Genomic DNA, 17316 nt, shown 5'->3' with positions numbered 1-17316 from the left:
ACGGTTCCGAAAGCGTCGAGTGCGACGGCCGGGAAAGTCAGCATCTCACGGGATGGCTCGTTAGGTGGTGTGAATGGACCGTTTGTTGCGGAGTCTGTTGAGTCGCTTTATTCGCCGTGGGTCGATCGCGTTCACGACTGCAGATGGCACAAGATTTCGCTGCGGGAACGGCATGGGCGTCCCCGTCGCAGCCCGGTTTCTGACCCGGCAGGCCCAGCGCAGGTTGCTGATGAACCCTGAGCTCGCACTGGGCGAGATATACGTGGACGGCAGCTTCGTTGTCGAGCACGGGTCGATCGCCGACGTGCTTGCGACCGTGATGGATCAGCCCGATGCAGTGCCGCGCTGGGCCAAACTGCAGTGGTGGCTGCGCTATCTTGCCCGGCACCTCCGGCAGTTCAATTTTCGTGGACGGTCCCGTACCAACGTCTCCCATCATTATGATCTCGACGGGCGGCTCTATTCGTTGTTTCTCGACGCCGACAAGCAATATTCCTGCGCCTATTTCGAAACGCCCGGCACGACGCTCGACGATGCGCAGCTCGCCAAGAAGCGCCATCTGGCCGCGAAGCTCCTGCTCGACAAGGATGACCGGGTGCTCGACATCGGCTGTGGCTGGGGCGGCCTTGGCCTCTACTTGGCCGAAACGACCGGCGCAGACGTCACCGGCGTCACGCTGTCGACCGAGCAGTTGCAGGTGGCCAACGCCCGTGCCGCCGAAAAGAATCTGAGCGATCGGGCCCGCTTCGTCCTGCAGGACTATCGCGATATCCCCGGCTCGTTCGATCGGATCGTCTCGGTCGGCATGTTCGAACATGTCGGCGTCGATTTTTACGAGACCTATTTCCGTCGCTGCGCCGAGCTGCTGAGCGATGACGGCGTCATGGTCCTGCACTCGATCGGCCGCTCCGAGGGACCGGATGCCACCAATCCGTGGATCGCGAAATATATCTTCCCCGGCGGCTACATTCCGGCGCTGTCGGAAGTGCTGCCGGCAATCGAGCGCGCAGGCCTCCTCGTTTGCGACATCGAAATCCTGCGGCTGCATTATGCCGAGACCTTGAAGGCCTGGCGGGAGCGCTTCATGGCGCGACGGGAAGAGGCCGTGCAGCTCTATGACGAGCGCTTCGCGCGGATGTGGGAATTCTATCTGGCCGCCTCGGAAATGGCTTTCCGTAAGCAGAACCTGATGAACTTCCAGATCCAGCTCACCAAGCGCCAGAGCGTCGTCCCGATGACCCGGGACTACATCCCGCGCGAAGAGGCACGCTTGCGTGCTATTGAGCGCGGCAGCCGTCCGGTGCTCAAGATGGCCGGCGAATAGTCGCAACGTCATTACGGCTCCGGGTCCGCAGGCCGAGAGCTGCGGGCTCGCTTACTTAATTCACGATCGGTTGCACCACCTTCACCAGCCGCCTCGAGCGCCCCCGCGCCGCCGGCGATGCCGGTCGGAGCAGCTGCGCCCGTAGCTCTTTTGGTGTCGGGACGGCTTTGGCCGAAGCGTGCGATTCCGCGACATCGTCGAAAGTCTGCACCAGGATGGCGAGCCAGTTGCGGCTGTCCCGCTCCGACCGCCAGTCGTGATATTGGCGCCTCATGTGCCGTCTCCTGCCCGCGGGAGTGCACTGCCCCCAAAGAAATACCGGTTCCTGTGAACTGGCTCACAGAAAATGCCCGCACCTGCCCGTACGTTTGCGGACATCATGCGGAACCCATACCGAGCCATGCAGGACCCCCAGACCGACTTCAGCACCGATTACGTGCTGATCGCCGTCGGCGTGGGAGCATCCCTCATCGCCTTGCTCTATCTCCTGCTGGTCTGAGCCGGCCGAGCAATCGCGTCGAAGGTTGCCAGACCCTTTCCAACGTTCGTCGGTCCGAAGCGTTCCCGGTTCAGATCGACTGAGGAAATTCTCCGGCCCACCTCGGGCCCGCGATTCCACCCCCGGCGGCGCCCGATCGCGCTCCCCTTCCGGGTCAAGCACGGCATCCGGCGAAGCCGGATTCATCCACCGCAATTACCGGACAGTGCATATCGATCAGCTTTTGCTTTCGCTCGCGGGCCGACAGGCGCTTTATCCCCTCCCCTCGAAAGCTGTTACACACGCTGCCATGGCCGTCACTGATTCGAACGTTCTCAAACTGTCTCCCGACGCGTCGGCGCCCGCCTATCGGAGCGCGCCGCATAATATCGAAGCGGAACAGGGTCTTTTGGGTGCGATCCTGGTCAACAACGACGCCTTCTACCGCGTCTCCGACTTCCTCGAGCCGAAGCATTTCTTCGAGCCGATCCACCAGACCATCTTCGAGACCGCTGCGAGCCTGATCCGGATGGGCAAGATCGCCACGCCGGTGACGCTGAAGACCTTCCTGCCCGCGGATGTCGATATCGGCGGCATGACCGTCGGCCAGTACCTGGCGCGGCTCGCCGCGGAAGCGACCACCATCATCAACGCCCAGGACTATGGGCGCACCATCTACGACCTGTCGCTGCGCCGCGACCTGATCAATATCGGCGAAGATATGGTCAACGTCGCCTACGACGCGCCGGTGGATTTCACGCCGCGCACCCAGATCGAGGACGCCGAGCGCAGGCTCTATGAGCTTGCGGAATCCGGCCGCTACGACGGCGGCTTCCAGAAATTCTCCCGGGCGCTGACGATCGCCATCGACATGGCCGCCAAGGCCTTCCAGCGCGACGGCAAGCTGTCCGGCATCTCGACTGGGTTGCGCGATCTCGACACCAAAATGGGCGGCCTGCAGCATTCGGACCTGATCATCCTGGCCGGCCGTCCCGGCATGGGCAAGACCTCGCTCGCCACCAACATCGCTTACAACGTAGCTCGCGCGTATGTGCCAGATCTGCAAGCCGACGGCACTATGAAGGCGCTTAATGGCGGCGTGGTCGGCTTCTTCTCCTGCGAAATGAGCGGCGAGCAGCTCGCCACCCGTATCGTCGCCGAGCGCAGCGGCATTCCATCCAGTCATATCCGGCGCGGCAACATCACCGAGGCCGATTTCGATAAGCTGCGCGAATGCTCCATCGAGCTGCAGTCCCTGCCCTTCTACGTCGACGAGACCGGCGGCATCTCGATTTCGCAGGTGATGGCCCGCGCGCGGCGGCTGAAGCGGCAGAAGGGGCTCGATCTCCTGGTGATCGATTACATTCAGCTCTTGAGCGGCTCCGGCAAGCGCGGCAACGACAATCGCGTGCAGGAAGTCACCGAGATCACCACCAGCCTGAAGGCGCTGGCCAAGGAGCTCAACGTCCCCATCATCGCGCTGTCGCAGCTTTCGCGCCAGGTCGAGAACCGCGACGACAAGCGGCCGCAACTGTCGGACCTGCGCGAATCCGGCTCGATCGAGCAGGACGCCGACGTCGTGATCTTCGTCTACCGCGAGGAATACTATCTCGCCGGCAAACAGCCGCGGCCGGGCACGGAAGAACATCAGAAATGGCAGCTCGAGATGGAGCGGGCTGTAGGTAAAGCGGAGGTCATTATCGCCAAGCAGCGTCACGGCCCGACCGGCACGGTCCCGGTCCAGTTCGAAGCTTCGGTGACCCGGTTCGGCGATCTTGCCCCCGAGGACATGGTGCCGGACCATGGCGACGGCTACTGATACCGGCCGTCGGATGGCGGCCGCGGTTGAACAGTTGCCGCGGCCCGCGTAAAAAGCGGATCATGACAGTTCCCCATCCGAAACCGGCCGATGAAGCGAGCGCGCCCGCGCCCGAGGCCGACCTCGTCCCGCCGAGCGCCACCGGCGTGCTGACCGTCGATCTCGACGCGCTGGTCGCCAACTGGCGCAGACTCGAGAAAACGGCGGTGCCGGCGGAATGCGCTGGAGTCATCAAGGCCGATGCCTATGGCTGCGGCACCGCACCGGTGGCGGGCGCGCTGGCCGCCGCTGGCTGCAAGACCTTCTTCGTCGCCACGCTGTCGGAAGCCCGGGCCGCCCGTGCGGCGCTGCCAGACACCGCCGCGCTCTATGTGCTCAACGGCTTCTTCCAGAACACCGGCGACGACTACGCGAAATACAATTGCCGTCCGGTGATCGGCGATCTCCATGAGCTCGCCGAATGGGACATATTCTGCCGCCGCACTAGCTGGACCGGAGGCGCCGCCATCCACATCGACACCGGCATGAACCGGCTCGGCCTGACCATCGACGCGGCGCAGAGCATCATCCCGCGCATCCATGCCGGCGACCACGGCATCACGCTCGTGATGAGCCACCTCGTCTCGGCCGAGCAGCTCAACGCGCCGGTCAATGCGCGCCAGCTCGGCAGTTTCCGCGCGATCGCCAGCGAATTCGCCGGCGTGCCCGCCTCGCTGGCCAATTCCTCCGGCATCTTCCTCGGCGCGCCGTTCCAGTTCGACCTGGTACGACCGGGAGCCGCGCTCTATGGCGTCAACCCGACGCCCGAGGCTGACAATCCGATGCAGCCGATCGCCGAGATCAAGGCCCGTATCGTGCAGCTCCGCGACATCGAGCGTGGCGACACCGTGGGCTATGGCAGCACCTGGACGGCGCGCCGTGCAACCAGGATCGCGATCATCTCGGCCGGCTATGCCGACGGCTACTTCCGCGCGGCCAGCTCCAATGACGGCACCCGCGGCGCCGATGTCGTCATTGCCGGCAAGCGCTGCCCGATTGCGGGGCGCATCTCGATGGACCTGATCGCGGTCGACATTACCGACCTGCCGCCGAAGAGCGTCAAGCGCGGCCAGATGGCCACCCTGCTCGGCGACGGCATCACCGTCGACGAGCTCGCGCATCATTTCGGCACCATCGGCTATGAGGTCCTGACCAGCCTCGGCAAACGCTATACGCGGATCTACAAGGGCGGTCCGGTGGCGGCGGAGTTGGCGCCGACCGCTAGCGCGCAGCAAGCGTAAGGCGCATTCAGCGGCCAAATCGTCCTTGCGAGCGCCAGCGACGTGTCCGCCCTCGCCCGAAGGGCGACAGCGGAAGCAGGCCGGATTGATGTGCGCAGCTCTGGATTGCTTCGTCGCCGAAGCCCGTCATCGGGCTCGCCGGAGGCGAGACCCGGTGGGCTCCTCGCAATGACGGTCCCGAAACATGAGTCGTCTTTCTCGCGGTGCATAGCGCCCGAGTTGTGCATCTCGTATTCACCCTCTTGATCGCCGAGGGCGCAGGGAATGCCGGGTGCTGGCCGCAACCCATGGCCCGCCTGCAGCAAAGAAGCAGGCGGCAGTCACCACAGGTCCAGCCGATCATCCGGCATTCCCTGCGCGATGGATTTACGCCTTATGCGTACTCTCCCCGGGGACCGGGCTTTCTTGCCCCCGTGACCGGCGGATCATCATCACCACCGGCGTAGCATCAGCGTCGGGATGCCAGGACCATACGTTTTCGACGTGCGCCTTGTGCCGTTCGTCCGCACGACCTCAGGCTATGCTGCAGCCAAAAGCGCCCACCGCATCCCACCCCGCGTGTCGTGACGATCGCGATGCGCCCCTCGTGCCGAGGCGGGACGGCAAGAGAAAATCACAATTTCTGAAAAACAGAAAGAAGAATATTTTTGGCGGGAGGACTGGACAGGGTGAGTCGCCTTGAGATTGCAAGGGAAATTGGTGTTTTGCGCACGGAGTTTGTCGGCTTTGCATGATCTCCGGCCGACGAATGCCATGGTGCATTCGTCGTCTGACGCGAGGCCATTGTGCTGTAAGCTCACTGCGGTGATCACTCCGAAGGAGCTCGCGACATGACGTTGGAACATCCGTATCCAAGAGGCCTTCTGCACAACGCGGCATTCTCACAGGTCGTCGTCGCCTCAGGAGCGCGCACAATCTACACGGCGGGGCAGGTCTCCGTCGACGAAAGCGGTGCAACCATTGGCGTTGGTGATCTCGCCGAGCAGACGGCGCAGGCGATGCGCAATATCGGTCAGGCCCTCGCCGCAGCCGGTGCGGGCTACAGCGATATCGTCAAAATCACCACATATGTTGTGAACTATCAGCCCGAACACCGAGCCATCATTGGCAAGGCACGAGCGCCCTTCTTCGCAAGCAAAAAACCACCGGCCAGCACCTTGATCGGTGTCACCGCGCTCGCAGTGCCGGAGTGGCTCGTCGAGATTGAGGCCGTTGCTGTGATCGACTGAGATACGCGCGGACAGATGATGTCCGCACATTGAAACTGCTATTCGAAGCTTTCCGCTGGACCCGACAATTTGGCTCGTCCTTGTTGCCCCCACCCCATGACGCTACAGCAAGCGTAGCCCGGATGAGCGCAGCGACATCCGGGGCGCCAGCCCAGAGGCCGTCTATCGGCCGGCAGACCCGCATATCGCTGCGCTTATGCGGGCTACGCTCGCTGGTTCATTTTTAAGCGCATCACGAGTCGTTGTGTCGGCATGAGCCAGTCTCGATCGTCCTTGGATAGACACATCTCAGAGGAGCTGTGGATGGAACTGCACAGGTGAAGGGACACGGTCACTTGACTTGTCAGAATCGGATGAGGAGAAATGTTGATGAGGATCACCGTCGAAACCAGCGTAGCAGCCCCGATCGAACAGGTCTGGCGTGCCTATACGACACCTGCCGACATCATGAAGTGGAACGCCGCGTCCGACGACTGGCATACGACCAAAGCCACGGTCGACCTGAGAGAAGGAGGCGCTTTCTCATCCCGCATGGAGGCCAAGGACGGCAGCATGGGCTTTGACTTCGCCGGCACCTACACAAAGATCGTTGAACACAAGCGGATCGAATACGCGTTCGGCGACCGTAAGGCCGAAGTGGAGTTCGCGCCGGGTCCGAAGGGCATTGTCGTCCGCGTTGTCTTCGATAGCGAACCGACGCACTCGGTCGAGCAGCAGCAAGGCGGTTGGCAGGCGATCCTCGACAACTTCGCACGATACGTGGAGACGAAGCAGCAATCCTAGCCCGGATGAGCGCAGCGATATTCGGGCGCCAGCCCAGAGGGTATCATCGACCGGCAGGGCCGCATGTCGCTGCGCGCATGCTCATGCGCTCTAAGTGCACCCCAACGCCTCAGGACATAGGGATATCACCGCCACAACCAAGGCGCGGCGATCAGCGCGACAATGACGATAGCAGCGAGGATCGCCATCCATCCCCGAGCGTCAAAGTCAAAACCTGGGCCCTTAAAACGCGTTTACATCGTAACCGTTCGCTGCCGATCTAGGATAAGGTTACGAGCCGGCCCACGGTCCTTTCGCGTGATGAAGGAATAGGAGTGTCAAGCCATGATCGTTCTCGGCCGTCATCGCGCGCTCGTCGACGAGGCCTGGAGCGACCTGGCAGCCCGGAACGCGATCGCAGACATCGTCAGCGATGCACTCGCCGATTTTAATCCCGAGACATTTTGGCCGGGCCACCCCGGCGATGATGGCGTCGGCGACGGTAACCCGAGTTTCTACTATGGCGCAGCCGGCGTGATTTGGGCGCTGGACTATTTGCATCGGATTGGCGCGACCCGCATCACTGCGGACTTTCGCCCGGTGATGCCGAAGCTCCTCGAGCGGACAATCACTCACTTCCAAAGCCATTCGCCGACCGATTACGCGAAACATGGTTCTCTGCTGTTTGGCGACATGGGCGCGGCCCTGCTTGCCATGCGCATTGCTCCCATGTCGAGCCTGGCCGATCTGGTGCACGCGCGCGCAGAGGCGAATAACGGACTTCCGGTCCGAGAGCTGATGTGGGGCATGCCCGGCTCCATGCTGGCCGCAATCCATATGGCGGAGATGACGCAGGAGCCGCGGTGGCGCGGGCTGTTCGAAATGCAGGCAGCCCGGCTCCTGGCCGAATTGGAGGAGACGCCGCAAGGACCGCTTTGGACACAAGATCTCTACGGCACCAAAGATCGTTGGTTCGGGCCCGTGCACGGCTTCGCCGGCAACCTCATTCCGTTGTTGCGAGGATGGGATTGGCTGACGCCGATGCAGCGAGCCCACGTGGTCGAGTTTGTGCCAAGAGCCCTCGCGGCGAATGCGTGGCAGTCTGACGTTGGGGCGACCTGGGGCGCGAGAAGCAAGCGCGAGACGCCGCCGACGTTGTGTCAGCATTGTCATGGTGCGCCCGGTATGGTGACGACCTTTGCGGAGTCGCCGATCGCGAGCGCTGACTTTGACGCGCTTCTGCTGGATGCTGGTCGATTCACCTGGTCCGCCGGACCACTCACAAAGGGATCCAATCTCTGCCACGGCACAAGCGGGAATGGGTATGCATTCCTGAAACTCTACCGCCGCACCAACGATACGATCTGGCTCGACCGCGCGCGGCAGTTCGCCATGACGGCCATCGTCCAGTATCGCAGCACGCGCGTCGCGGTCGGCCGCGGACGCTATTCGCTTTGGACCGGCGACGTCGGCCTCGCTATCTACCTGTGGGATTGCATCACGGGAGAGCCGCGTTTCCCGACGATCGACGTGTTCTGATCCCCTGTTCAAAGACAGCAAGCTTGGCCCGGCTGAGCTGGGCAATATCGGGGACCTTCAACACTCCGGTCAATGCTCCCAGGGCCATTTGCCCAGCTCCTGGTACACTCGATGAAGTCCGAGATCCCGCTGTTCAATAGGAGAAAGCTCGGACAGCCTGCGCCGTGCAGCTGCGCGTCGAACCATGTCACGAATGCCCTCGGCCAGCCGGACCAGTGCTCGGCCCACCAAGCGTGGCACTCGTATCAGCACAAGATCGCGCACGACGTCGCCTCCTCGGTGCAACGCCGACTGAAAACATGCTGTCCGCATCTAAGCCACCCGATTTGCGGAAAGCCTCGGGCCACAAGATCCCGGACAATTCCACCACAAGCAAGCTGAGCTCCGGCCGAGCGGCGCGATATCCGGACAGGTCGCTCATCGACCCATTTAACGCTGGATAAACGCTGCAAGGTTAGGAGAGTGACGCAGACTTATGGGAGCAGAGCAGCATGTGGCAGCAGGCGCGACATCTCGGAATTCTTCTGACGGCACTATTGACCCTTTGCCCATTCGGCGTACGCGCCGACGATGCAAGCCCTGGGCGCGATCGCACCGAAGCGAATGCGGAGCGACGCGAGGAGCCGATCCGGATACAGGTCAGCGTCAATTTGCTGTTTCCTGGACCTGCCGGGGAGAGTGAAGAAGCGGTGAAGCTGAGGGAACGGGCTCGGCGCTCAGTCTATGAAATGGCGGCCGGCGAGTGCGCTCTGGTTGAGCAGGTGCTCGCGAAAACCTGCCGCCTCGAATCCGTTAGCGTCAGCCTCAACCGACAGTCCGGTGGACAGGCCGAAGGTTACGTCGCCGCCGGCAATTTCGTCCTCCGAACGACGCTGAAATAGCTCAGTTCACATAAGCCAGGGTCGCATCGCGGCGCACCTCATAAACGTGTGCCCGCAAGGTCCCGTCCGCTCCCGAGCGGTTGGGCCGGTCGACCAGCAGGCACGCGGCATAATCCGGCGCTGGCTCGCGGTCGGTTGCAGCAACGCGCTGGAGCGCAATGGTTGTGATCCAGCGGCAAATGCGCCGCGTGAACGGCCGCATCCAGGGATCGCCATCGGCCAGTGCCACGCCGATGAGCATCGAGCCAGGCGAAGTGCCCTTCCAGAAAACAACGCAGAATGTGCCGCTCTGAAAACTAAGCTGTCGACCGATCCAACCGAGTTCAGCGGGCGACATCGTGATGCACGTATCAGTCACAGCATCACGATCATCGAACTCGAAATATTGGGCGGAGAGTTTCTTTCCAAAGCGATCCCTCAAATAGCGGACGCTTGGCTCCCCTTGCCTGCCAAAGGCTGGCGACTCGTGCGGATCGATTTGGAACGGAAAGGTGCTTTCCAGCCGTCCCTGCCGACCAATGACAAACAAGCCCCTGGCGTCAGAGAACTGACCCGGCGCGCGCTTTTCTTCTACGATCTTGTCGCCCACGCGCGTGATCAATCGAGGAGGCTGGGTCTCGAGCACGGTCTGCGCATCGGCACCATATTTTGCCTTCATGGCTTCGACCGCGCGGTCATAATCCGCGATCAGGATCGAGACGCTGGTGGTGATGGCATGAATCTCGACCAGCGAGGCGCGCGGCATGCGTAGGTCGAAGACGAGCTCGCCAATGGCGGCCGCGGCTAAGGCGGCAGTCGCTCCGGCAACAATCATCAATTTCCGTTGCAACCGCATGGACCAAATCCGATATCGATCCCTTCATATCACCCGGGCGGTTTATAAATTCTCTGAGCATCCATTGGTTTTTCACGATATCGGCGGACCCGCTTGGGTGTGGGGCATGCGGCGTGTACGGAACCGTCGCGCGAACAAGCTGCATCGCTTGACGCATATGACGTCAGCAGGTTAGCGTTGAGGCCGCGTCGGCAGGGCGCATCGTGTCCGCGGAAAGGGACTCTCCCACCTGCCCGATATCAATCGCTTCCACAGACGAACCTCTTTTGCCCCATGCAGCGCGGACCAGGGCAATTTTGAAGGAGGAGTCGTCATGTCCCAGTCTGTTCTCCCCAACCGCTCGACTGCACTGCGTGGTGCGCCATGACGCGGTTTTCCGTGGAACCGCTGCCGCCCCGGCCAAGCCTGGAGCATCAGCAGAAGCTCGCCAAGCGCTTATTGCGCAATTGCTGGGCGGGCGATGCCGACGCGATTGAACGCGCGCGCACATTCCTCCCCGGCTCGCCAGATCCCGACGCACTCAAGCTGCACGACGCGCAGCTCGTCATCGCGCGCGGGTATGGTTTCGACTCCTGGGCGGCGATGAAGCGCAAGATCGAATCGCTCACCGCGTCGCCCCTTGAACAGTTCGACATCGCAGTGCGCGAAGACGATGCCGAATTGGCGCGCGCGCTCCTGCAGAAACACTCCGACATTCGGGCGCGCATCAACGAACCGCGCTTCGACTTCGACGCTCCGGCCATCCATCAAGCGAGAAAGAATCTGGCGCTCGTCGATGTCTTGCTGCAGCACGGGGCAGACATCAATGCGCGTTCGCAATGGTGGGCGGGCGGCTTCGGCATTTTGGAGTGGGATTTGACGCCCGCGCAGGCAGCGCCACTGATTGATCGCGGCGCACGGATCACGCCGTGGGCGGCGGCCGGGCTCGGATTATACGACGAGCTGAAGTCAATCCTGACGGCCCATCCGCATCTCGTGAACGAGCGCGGAGGTGACGGCAAGACTGCACTGCATTGTGCAGCTACCTGTGCCGTCGCCGAGCTGCTGCTCGACAACGGATCGGATCTGGAGGTGCGGGATGTCGATCACGCCTCCACGCCGCTTCAGTACCGAATTGCAGACGAGCCGATCGCGCGTCTGCTGGTGGAACGGGGAGCTGATGTCGACATCTTTGCTGCAGCCCGGCTGGGTGACAAGGGTTTGGTCGAGCGGTGCCTGCGCGACGATCCACGATGCGCGGAATCCCGTGTCAACCGCGCGCCGTTCACCGCGCCCGGTCTCCACATCTACGGCTGGACGCTCGGATTCGATCTCACGCCGGCCGACGTGGCGCGGAAATTCGGCCACAGCGAGATCGCGGAGCTGATCGTGTCGTCGCTATCGCCGAAAGCGCGACTTATCGATGCGCTCTGGTGCGGCGATGGCGAGCGTGCCCATCGCGAGCTGGACCGGCATCCGACGGCGCTGAGGGAGATCGAACCTGACGAGCACGCTCTCCTGGCCTCTGCTGCCTGGTGGTACCGACCCGACAGCGTGCGACTGATGCTGGACTACGGCTTCGATCCCCACGCCACCGGTGCCCATAACTCGACGCCGCTGGATCGCGCCAGCTTCCACGGCTACGCCGACATCGTTGCAACCTTGCTGTCACGGGACCCCGATCCGCCTCTGACCTATCAAAATGAGTTCGGCGGCATACCGCTGGGAGCCTGCATCTACGGCGCGCTGAACGGCTGGACCACCGGCCACCCGCAAGATCATGTCCGCACGGTGAAACTGCTGCTCGAAGCGGGCTCTCTGCTCGACCCGACAATTCTCCCTACCGGCCATGATGAGCTCGACACGGTTTTGCGAGCGTGGCTGAAGAGCAGCAGGAAGCCATTGGCGTAACGCGTCGAATTAGATCACTGGTGCCGAGATCAAGCTGATGAGGCCGCTATCGCGCATTTGGTGCGCACTGTCCGGATGGCGTCAACTTTTTTTCTAACAAAAGTTGAATACCCCTCTTCGCGGGGATCAGAGAACGAGCCATGGCGTGGTGGGTCTCGCACATCCTCGGACTGGTTTTGGCCATTGGGCTGTCTTTGGTTTCAACCAGCCCCCTCTCGCTGAAGCAGTCGATGGACCGCGTCTTGGAGAACTTCGAGGCTCCTCCGCGGGACGACGAGTAGAGAGATTCGCGGCGCCGTTCAGGTCAATTGCACGGTGAAACGGTCGGATCGCAACTGCCGTCTCCTGCTGCCTCACGTGGCGACCTTGCGGCTCAGGAAGTCGCGGATCAGCGGCACCATCTCGTCGGCCTTGTCCTCGAGCGCGAAATGGCCGGTGTCGATCAGATGAAACTCGACGTTCGGGAGATCGCGCTTGTACGGGTAGGCTCCGTCGGCCGGGAAGATTTTGTCGTTCTTGCCCCAGACGATCAGCGTCGATGGCTGTTGCTTGCGGAAATAGGCCTGGACCGCCGGATAAAGCGGCAGGTTGGTGCGGTAGTCGTAGAACAGATCCATCTGGATTTCGGCGTTGCCGGGACGATCTAACAGCGCCTGGTCGTGAACCCAGTTGTCGGGAGCGACACGGCTTACGTCGCTGACTCCATCCGTGTACTGAAACTTCGTCGTTTCCGGCGTGACCAGCACGTACAGCGCCCTGCGGTGCTCGTCCGAGTGATCGGACCAATAGGCCTTGATCGGATTCCAGAACTCCTTGAGACCCTCCTCATAGGCGTTGCCGTTCTGCACGATCAGGGCCGTCACGGACTCGGGATGCTTGAGGGCGAGACGCCAACCCACGGGCGCGCCATAGTCCATCACGTACATCGCATAGCGCGTGACGCCGAGCTGAACGAGCAGGCCATCGACGAGTTCTCCGAACCGGTCGAACGTATAGCTGAACTTCGTGCGGTCGGGCATGTCGCTCTGCCCATAGCCGGGATAGTCGGGAGCGATCACATGGTAGCGGTCGGCGAGCTCCGGGATCAGATTGCGAAACATGTGGGACGAGGTTGGAAATCCGTGCAGCAACAACACGACCGGGGCGTCCGCCGGCCCGGCCTCACGATAGAATATCTTGATGCCGTCGACAGTTCTGGTGCGGTGATGGGTGATGATCGGCGCCTTGCCTTGCGGCGATGCCGTGGCCGCCGACGCGGTCTGGGGAGACGCGACGCTCGCAGCCAGGAGCGGCAGCGTCAAAGCGAAGCGGCGTCGGTCCAGCAGCCCGGCGGACGTGTCCGCCAAACTAGCGTCTTTCATGTCGGCCTCCGATTCAAAGTGATTGATGAGTCCCGCGGCGTACCGCTCAGACCCCTTCGTAGACAAGTCTGGTGAAAAAGGCGGGATCGATCAGGAAGTTTCCGAATCTGGCGTCGAAGGCGGCGGTCGGCTTGGCCGCCACAGTCTCGTCGCGCGAGCGCCCCTGCCTCTTCAGCGCGGCAACGTTGTCGCGAATTGCCACGAGCATGTTGCGGAATTCAAGGAGCTCAACCCTGGTCCCGACAGCCTTGCCGTGGCCGGCGATGATGATGGTATCCTCATTCGTCACTGCGAGATTGGCATCGGAGGCCGCGATCATTCCGTCGATACTGCCGCCGGTGGAATAATCAATGAACGGATAGATGCCGTTCCAGAATGTATCGGCCAGATGCACGACATTCGCTTCGGGAAACATCACTGAAATGTCGCTGTCGGTATGCGCCCGACCGTAATGCTTGAGCACAATGCTCGCGCCGTTGAGCTTGAGGCTATGCTCGCTGGCAAACACTTCGGTCGGGATTCCGCCTGGCGGCTGAGCAAGAAAATTGTAGTCCCAATCCTCAACGCGCTGCACCTCGGACAAATATTTGCGCGTGTTCTCCTGGGCGATGATCTGCGCGCCGACCGTGTTGAGCCAGGCGTTGCCGCCGGTATGGTCGAAATGCCAATGGGTGTTGATCAAATGCGTGACTGGCTCCGGCCCAATATCCGCAAGAGCTCCGGTCAGCTGCGGACGCGAGACGGCAATGCCGGCATCGATCAGCACCTTGCCGTCAGGGCCCGTCAGCACGGCGATGCTGCCGCCCGAGCCTTCGAGCACGCTGATATTGTTGCGCAGCCTGTGCGTGACGATCGGCGACGCGGCGGCGCTGTCTTTGATCAGGCTGACTAGGCCGCGCGCCTCCGCGAAGGCTGGCCTTGGCACGAGAGAGGCTCCCATGGCCGTGGTGACAGCGCCGCCGATACAGCACAGACAGAAGCCGCGTCGGGACGGACGTTTCTCCCTCAAGGCAATCATGGCGCGCTCAGCTCTCGATGAATGTCAGAAGGTCGACGTTGATGATGTCGGCCTGCGTAGTCGGCATGCCGTGCGGAAATCCCTTGTAGGTTTTCAGCGTGCCGTTCTTCAAAAGCTTGGCCGACAACGGTCCGGAATCGGCGTAAGGCACGATCTGGTCGTCCTCGCTATGCATCACCAGCACCGGCACGCCGATCTTCTTCAGGTCGGACGTGAAGTCGGTCTGCGAGAACGCGACGATGCCATCGTAATGCGCCTTCGCGCCGCCCATCATGCCCTGGCGCCACCAGTTCTGGATGATGGCCTCGGAGCGCTCGGTGCCTGGCCGGTTGTAATTGTAGAAGGGGCCAGACGCGACGGCGCGATAGAATTCCGACCGGTTGGCCGCAAGCTGCGCTTGAAAGTCGTCGAACACTGCCTTGGGCAAGCCACCCGGATTGGCCGCGGTTCGCACCATCAGCGGGGGTACGGCGCTGATGATCGCCGCCTTGGCCACACGGCTCTCACCATGCCGCGCGATGTAACGCACCACCTCGCCACCGCCGGTGGAATGGCCGACATGGATCGCGTCGCGGAGATCGAGATGCGCCGTGACCGCGGCAAGGTCGTCAGCATAATGATCCATATCGTGGTGGTCGTCCGTCTGTGTCGAGCGACCATGGCCGCGCCGGTCATGGGCAATGACGCGATAGCCCTTGCCGAGGAAGAACAGCATTTGGGCGTCCCAGTCGTCAGCTGACAGCGGCCAGCCGTGGCTGAACACGATGGGTTGTCCCCTGCCCCAGTCCTTGTAAAAGATCTCAACCCCATCATTTGTCGTGACGATGCCCATTCTGAACCTCGCGCTTGCTGTGGCGGATGAGGTCGCATCCGTTGCCTCGCTGGGCATACTGCGTTGCAGCGCAGCCAGGCAGCCCATATGATTGGGAAGCACCTTCTCAAAGTTCGGAAAGGCGAGGCCCGCGATGGACCGCTTGGAGGCGATGTCCGTGATCATCGCCGTGACCGAGACCGGCAGCATCTCGGCGGCGTCGCGCCGTCTGAACTCGCCGGTCGCGACCGTCAGCCGCAAGGTCGCCGAGTTGGAAGCCCGCCTGAAGACCCAGCTCTTCCAAAGGAGCTCACGGCGGATGACGTTGACTGCCGCTGGGCGGTCCTACATCGATGCCTGCAAGCGCATCATCGAGCAGGTGGACAATGCCGAGCGGGAAGTGTCGGGCGAATACCGGATTCCCAGGGGACAGATGGCCGTAACGGCGCCGTGGGGACTCGGACACACACACTTGCTGCCGCTTGCGATTGAATTCCAGGAAGCCTATCCGGACATATCGCTGCGGCTCTTGTTGACCGATCGCGTGGTCAATACGACCAGCGAGAGCATCGATATCGCCATCCGTGTCGGAGTCCTCCCGGATAGCAGCATGATGGCGATGTGCGTCGGCTCGATCCGCACCGTCGTTTGCGCAAGCCCAGCCTATCTCGAAACACGCGGGCGGCCCGAGCAGCTCGGAGACCTCGCCACACACGACTGCATCACCATCGACGATCACGCCATTCCGGCAGTCTGGAGGTTCGTTCGCGGCAGCCGCGCAAGGATAGAACCGATCAGGTCGCGGCTATGTGTCAATACGTCTGAAGCCGCTGTGCTCGCCGCGATCGCGGGCGCTGGGTTGGCCCGCGTGATGTCGTACAAGATGGACGCTGCGAAGTGCGCCGGACAACTCGCCATCGTCCTGGAAGACTTCGAGCCCGAGCCGCTGCCCGTGCACATCGTCTACGCTCCGCGCAAGCCGGTGCCGGTCAAGCTGCGGGCATTTCTCGACTGGATGGCACCGCGTCTAAAGGCCAGGCTGACCTTGGCCTGATCCCCTCCGCGCAGTCCTATTTCGCCGCCATCCGTCGGTCTATTTGTTGGAGTCGCACAAAAGCCGCCCACGCCTTTCGATAATCCATGTCGATGGGATCGATCGTAAGTAACGCCCTGCAGGCCTCATTGATCTCTTCCGATGAAGGACGCAGCTTCGGATCTGCTGCGGCCTCGGACCGTTTCCAACGATCCTCAACATCTTTCGCCAGGGCGAGAGCTTCGGATGTGCTGCGTTTCCGGGTTGGCTTCGCCAAAGGGTGACCTGCAGGGAATGTTGGCCAAGCCGCGGGGGGCTGATCGCCCCGCCAATCAACGGGGTCGCTCATGGCAGCCTTTGCTATCGCAACGACTTGCGGGCCACTCGCCTGGTCCGACGGGATCGCCGTCCGTCCGGCCAGTTCGCGGATCTGCTGCTCCATGCTTTGGCTCCCAGACGTTCCGCCGGCCGCGGGCGCCAGCTTGGTCAGCGCCGACAGCGCGGATGGATCGCCCTTGGGGATCAGCTTCTGGGCCGTCTTCACCATCGCCAATGTGCCAGGTGATATCGCGAAATCCGTTTGCGCTATTTTTGGCGCGTCGTCAGCGACTGGACAGGGTCTGAACGACGACTGTTTGCGTGTCATTCGACCGCCATCGTCGATGTGGGCGAAATCGACAGCAACGGCATAGACGAAGCCGGCATCGGCAAGGTTGCCGCTTCTGTCTCTCGCCTTGACGACACCGCAGACATATCGCGCCGCGTTCGCCGTGACCGAGCGCAATCCGTCGAACTGCGCTGAACCCGGATCGATCAGCATATCCCGAACAGCCGCACGGGCTCTCATCTGGTCCGGCGACAGGCTGCTGATGATGAGATCCGGATTGATGAATGAGGGCTGAAAATACCACTTGAGCTCTGCAGCCAAGAACGCCGCGCCAACGCCCACTGCAATCAAAAGGGCAGGTACATTCATGATGTTATTCCAGATGGCGTCAAGTAAAGATTGTTGTTATGAAGACCAGTAATCTCTGGTAGTGTTTCCGGACAAACCTC

15 protein-coding genes are annotated in these 17316 nt (G+C 62.0%); 9 read left to right on the top strand and 6 right to left on the bottom strand.

Going from position 1 to position 17316, the window contains the following annotated elements; genetic code table 11:
• The first annotated feature begins 73 nt into the window (after positions 1 to 73).
• Positions 74 to 1324, top strand: coding sequence for a class I SAM-dependent methyltransferase (locus ACQR1W_RS00345; RefSeq protein WP_434848975.1), 1251 nt, complete (start codon positions 74 to 76; stop codon positions 1322 to 1324).
• 55 nt (positions 1325 to 1379) lie between these two features.
• Here ACQR1W_RS00345 and ACQR1W_RS00340 read toward each other — a convergent pair whose 3' ends face one another.
• A complete protein-coding gene (locus ACQR1W_RS00340; protein ID WP_434848974.1) occupies positions 1380 to 1598 on the bottom strand; it encodes a hypothetical protein in 219 nt (72 codons plus the stop codon).
• Between the two features lie 514 nt (positions 1599 to 2112).
• Here ACQR1W_RS00340 and ACQR1W_RS00335 point away from each other — a divergent pair.
• From ACQR1W_RS00335 to ACQR1W_RS00310, 6 genes are all read left to right on the top strand, one after another.
• Positions 2113 to 3621: a replicative DNA helicase gene (locus ACQR1W_RS00335; RefSeq protein ID WP_434848973.1), complete on the top strand. Its 1509-nt coding sequence runs from the start codon at positions 2113 to 2115 to the stop codon at positions 3619 to 3621.
• Between the two features lie 62 nt (positions 3622 to 3683).
• Entirely contained in the window at positions 3684 to 4901 is a 1218-nt protein-coding gene (alr, locus tag ACQR1W_RS00330; RefSeq protein ID WP_434848972.1) for an alanine racemase, read from the top strand.
• An 830-nt stretch (positions 4902 to 5731) separates the two neighbouring features.
• Positions 5732 to 6130, top strand: a complete 399-nt coding sequence (locus ACQR1W_RS00325) for a RidA family protein (protein WP_434848971.1) — start codon at positions 5732 to 5734, stop codon at positions 6128 to 6130.
• 369 nt (positions 6131 to 6499) lie between these two features.
• Positions 6500 to 6913 (top strand): SRPBCC family protein, encoded by a 414-nt coding sequence (locus ACQR1W_RS00320; protein WP_434848970.1) that lies wholly within the window; start codon positions 6500 to 6502, stop codon positions 6911 to 6913.
• A 324-nt stretch (positions 6914 to 7237) separates the two neighbouring features.
• Positions 7238 to 8431 carry a lanthionine synthetase C family protein gene (locus ACQR1W_RS00315; protein ID WP_434848969.1) on the top strand — a complete coding sequence of 398 codons (1194 nt, stop codon included), beginning with the start codon at positions 7238 to 7240 and terminating at the stop codon, positions 8429 to 8431.
• Between the two features lie 491 nt (positions 8432 to 8922).
• The gene (locus ACQR1W_RS00310) at positions 8923 to 9312 is read left to right on the top strand and encodes a hypothetical protein (protein WP_434848968.1); all 390 of its coding nucleotides are present in this window, start codon (positions 8923 to 8925) and stop codon (positions 9310 to 9312) included.
• A gap of 1 nt (position 9313) precedes the next feature.
• Here ACQR1W_RS00310 and ACQR1W_RS00305 read toward each other — a convergent pair whose 3' ends face one another.
• Positions 9314 to 10147, bottom strand: a complete 834-nt coding sequence (locus ACQR1W_RS00305) for a hypothetical protein (protein WP_434848967.1) — start codon at positions 10145 to 10147, stop codon at positions 9314 to 9316.
• Between the two features lie 363 nt (positions 10148 to 10510).
• Between ACQR1W_RS00305 and ACQR1W_RS00300 the strand changes: the two genes are divergently transcribed.
• A complete protein-coding gene (locus ACQR1W_RS00300) occupies positions 10511 to 12037 on the top strand; it encodes an ankyrin repeat domain-containing protein (RefSeq protein WP_434848966.1) in 1527 nt (508 codons plus the stop codon).
• 353 nt (positions 12038 to 12390) lie between these two features.
• Here ACQR1W_RS00300 and ACQR1W_RS00295 read toward each other — a convergent pair whose 3' ends face one another.
• The 3 genes from ACQR1W_RS00295 to ACQR1W_RS00285 are packed head-to-tail and all read right to left on the bottom strand — an operon-like array spanning position 12391 to position 15248.
• Positions 12391 to 13398, bottom strand: coding sequence for an alpha/beta fold hydrolase (locus ACQR1W_RS00295; protein ID WP_434848965.1), 1008 nt, complete (start codon positions 13396 to 13398; stop codon positions 12391 to 12393).
• A gap of 46 nt (positions 13399 to 13444) precedes the next feature.
• Positions 13445 to 14416 (bottom strand): MBL fold metallo-hydrolase, encoded by a 972-nt coding sequence (locus tag ACQR1W_RS00290; RefSeq protein ID WP_434848964.1) that lies wholly within the window; start codon positions 14414 to 14416, stop codon positions 13445 to 13447.
• A gap of 7 nt (positions 14417 to 14423) precedes the next feature.
• Positions 14424 to 15248, bottom strand: coding sequence for an alpha/beta fold hydrolase (locus tag ACQR1W_RS00285; RefSeq protein ID WP_434848963.1), 825 nt, complete (start codon positions 15246 to 15248; stop codon positions 14424 to 14426).
• Positions 15249 to 15381: 133 nt separating this feature from the next.
• Here ACQR1W_RS00285 and ACQR1W_RS00280 point away from each other — a divergent pair, with 133 nt between their 5' ends.
• Complete coding sequence (locus ACQR1W_RS00280) at positions 15382 to 16281, top strand: LysR family transcriptional regulator (RefSeq protein ID WP_434848962.1); 900 nt, start codon at positions 15382 to 15384, stop codon at positions 16279 to 16281.
• Positions 16282 to 16297: 16 nt separating this feature from the next.
• On the opposite strand, the gene ACQR1W_RS00275 is transcribed toward ACQR1W_RS00280, so the two are convergent.
• Positions 16298 to 17236 carry a hypothetical protein gene (locus ACQR1W_RS00275; RefSeq protein ID WP_434848961.1) on the bottom strand — a complete coding sequence of 313 codons (939 nt, stop codon included), beginning with the start codon at positions 17234 to 17236 and terminating at the stop codon, positions 16298 to 16300.
• Between the last annotated feature and the right edge of the window lie 80 nt (positions 17237 to 17316).

Source organism: Bradyrhizobium sp. HKCCYLS1011 (genome assembly GCF_051167795.1).
In the GTDB taxonomy this organism is placed as follows: domain Bacteria; phylum Pseudomonadota; class Alphaproteobacteria; order Rhizobiales; family Xanthobacteraceae; genus Bradyrhizobium.
This window is presented reverse-complemented; position numbering and strand designations above follow the sequence as displayed.

Bases quoted from the DNA above. Each gene is read 5' to 3' on its own strand.
- ACQR1W_RS00345 (WP_434848975.1), top strand. From the start codon at position 74: ATGGACCGTTTGTTGCGGAGTCTGTTGAGTCGCTTTATTCGCCGTGGG.
- ACQR1W_RS00340 (WP_434848974.1), bottom strand. From the start codon at position 1,598: ATGAGGCGCCAATATCACGACTGGCGGTCGGAGCGGGACAGCCGCAAC.
- ACQR1W_RS00335 (WP_434848973.1), top strand. From the start codon at position 2,113: ATGGCCGTCACTGATTCGAACGTTCTCAAACTGTCTCCCGACGCGTCG.
- alr (WP_434848972.1), top strand. From the start codon at position 3,684: ATGACAGTTCCCCATCCGAAACCGGCCGATGAAGCGAGCGCGCCCGCG.
- ACQR1W_RS00325 (WP_434848971.1), top strand. From the start codon at position 5,732: ATGACGTTGGAACATCCGTATCCAAGAGGCCTTCTGCACAACGCGGCA.
- ACQR1W_RS00320 (WP_434848970.1), top strand. From the start codon at position 6,500: ATGAGGATCACCGTCGAAACCAGCGTAGCAGCCCCGATCGAACAGGTC.
- ACQR1W_RS00315 (WP_434848969.1), top strand. From the start codon at position 7,238: ATGATCGTTCTCGGCCGTCATCGCGCGCTCGTCGACGAGGCCTGGAGC.
- ACQR1W_RS00310 (WP_434848968.1), top strand. From the start codon at position 8,923: ATGTGGCAGCAGGCGCGACATCTCGGAATTCTTCTGACGGCACTATTG.
- ACQR1W_RS00305 (WP_434848967.1), bottom strand. From the start codon at position 10,147: ATGCGGTTGCAACGGAAATTGATGATTGTTGCCGGAGCGACTGCCGCC.
- ACQR1W_RS00300 (WP_434848966.1), top strand. From the start codon at position 10,511: ATGACGCGGTTTTCCGTGGAACCGCTGCCGCCCCGGCCAAGCCTGGAG.
- ACQR1W_RS00295 (WP_434848965.1), bottom strand. From the start codon at position 13,398: ATGAAAGACGCTAGTTTGGCGGACACGTCCGCCGGGCTGCTGGACCGA.
- ACQR1W_RS00290 (WP_434848964.1), bottom strand. From the start codon at position 14,416: ATGATTGCCTTGAGGGAGAAACGTCCGTCCCGACGCGGCTTCTGTCTG.
- ACQR1W_RS00285 (WP_434848963.1), bottom strand. From the start codon at position 15,248: ATGGGCATCGTCACGACAAATGATGGGGTTGAGATCTTTTACAAGGAC.
- ACQR1W_RS00280 (WP_434848962.1), top strand. From the start codon at position 15,382: ATGGACCGCTTGGAGGCGATGTCCGTGATCATCGCCGTGACCGAGACC.
- ACQR1W_RS00275 (WP_434848961.1), bottom strand. From the start codon at position 17,236: ATGAATGTACCTGCCCTTTTGATTGCAGTGGGCGTTGGCGCGGCGTTC.